The sequence below is a fragment of the Zhongshania sp. genome (assembly GCF_041584495.1).
Classification (GTDB): domain Bacteria; phylum Pseudomonadota; class Gammaproteobacteria; order Pseudomonadales; family Spongiibacteraceae; genus Spongiibacter.
In genome coordinates, this window is sequence record NZ_JBFHDY010000280.1 from 1 (window position 1) to 1,540 (window position 1,540).

At 53.8% G+C, this 1,540-nt stretch carries 2 protein-coding genes; both read left to right on the forward strand.

The window, feature by feature from the left end:
* The first annotated feature begins 122 nt into the window (after positions 1 to 122).
* Entirely contained in the window at positions 123 to 521 is a 399-nt protein-coding gene (locus tag ABYP33_RS19115; RefSeq protein WP_373092940.1) for an acetyl-CoA sensor PanZ family protein, read from the forward strand.
* Positions 518 to 1,540: A/G-specific adenine glycosylase (mutY, locus tag ABYP33_RS19120; protein ID WP_373092943.1), on the forward strand; the 1,023-nt coding region annotated here is incomplete at its 3' end. The genes ABYP33_RS19115 and mutY, both read left to right, overlap by 4 nt.

Sequence of the window (1,540 nt, forward strand, 5' to 3'; positions counted from 1 at the left end):
TCTAGGGTATTACGGCTGATCGTAGCTTTGCGCTCGTTCATCGACGCCTCATCGGTTATTTGCTTACAATAAGGTATTATAAAAAATCCCGAACCGTATTACACCAAGCAGAAACGTCATAAATGCCCGTATACGCAGAAATCATCACAAAACCAAACCGGCAAGACAGTGCCGATCTGGAAATCCTCTATCCCGGCACCAGCGCCAAGCTGGTCGCACAGGCGGCGGCAGGCAAAATAATCCTCTTTGGTGGCCGCTTTAATGGTCGCCTATTGTCGGCCTGCACTCTTACGCCGATATATGACGGGGACTATCAATTAGCCCAACTCTCAGTGCGTGAAGTTACCCGACGACGAGGGGTTGCAAGGCAATTGATCATTCAGGCCATGAAACAATTACCTGATGATTTGCAGTCTATATCCGCCGACTTAAGCCACGCGCCAGAACTAATCAACCTATTTTCGGAGCTGGGTTTCAGCGCAACCCGTACGTATTGGCAGTGGCAACGCACAACACCATGAGCAAACAGCTGTTTAGCAAGCAACTGCTGAAGTGGTTTGATATTGCCGGCCGAAAAGACCTACCCTGGCAACAAGACATCAGCCCCTATCGAGTCTGGGTGTCCGAAATCATGTTGCAACAAACTCAGGTCAGCACGGTAATACCGTATTATCAGCGTTTTATGGCGCGCTTCCCCGACATAGTCAGCCTTGCACTTGCGCCGAACGACGAGGTGCTCGCGCTGTGGACCGGCCTCGGCTACTACGCCCGCGCCCGCAACCTGCACAAAGCCGCCAAAATGATTTGCGAAGACTTCGGCGGAGTCTTTCCCAGCGATCCCGAGACCATCCAAACCCTACCAGGTATTGGCCGCTCCACCGCCGCCGCGATCTACTCCATCGCCATTGGCGGCCGCGCACCAATATTGGACGGCAACGTAAAGCGGGTACTCAGCCGCTACGCCGCCATCGACGGCTGGCCGGGGCTAAAAGATGTCGAAAACCAATTGTGGCTGCTGGCCGAAAACCTCACCCCCAAAAAGCGCGTAGCCGACTACACCCAAGCCATCATGGATCTCGGCGCCACGCTCTGCACCCGCAGCAAGCCCAAATGCCCTGAGTGCCCAGTGCAATCTGGCTGCGCAGCCTACGCCGCAGGCACCCAGACCAATTACCCCGGCAAAAAACCAAAGAAAGTAACACCAGTCCGCGAGGTTCACCTGCTCATTATCGAAAACCCTGCAGGCGAAATTCTACTAGAACAACGCCCCAACAGCGGTATTTGGGGGGGGCTGTGGAGCCTACCTGAAGCAACCGATGCAGATGCCGCCTCCCACTACCTCGACAATACACTTAATGCTAAAGGCCAAATCCAAGCTTGGCCAAGCATGCGCCATACTTTCAGTCATTTTCATCTTGATATCACCCCGCTGCACATCAAACTTAAGAGTGATATCAGCACGACCATGGAACCCCGCGAGATGCTCTGGTATAAGGGGCACAGCAATCAGCAAGTCGGCTTGGCGGCACCCGTCAAAAAA

Bases quoted from the DNA above. Each gene is read 5' to 3' on its own strand.
- ABYP33_RS19115 (WP_373092940.1), top strand. From the start codon at position 123: ATGCCCGTATACGCAGAAATCATCACAAAACCAAACCGGCAAGACAGT.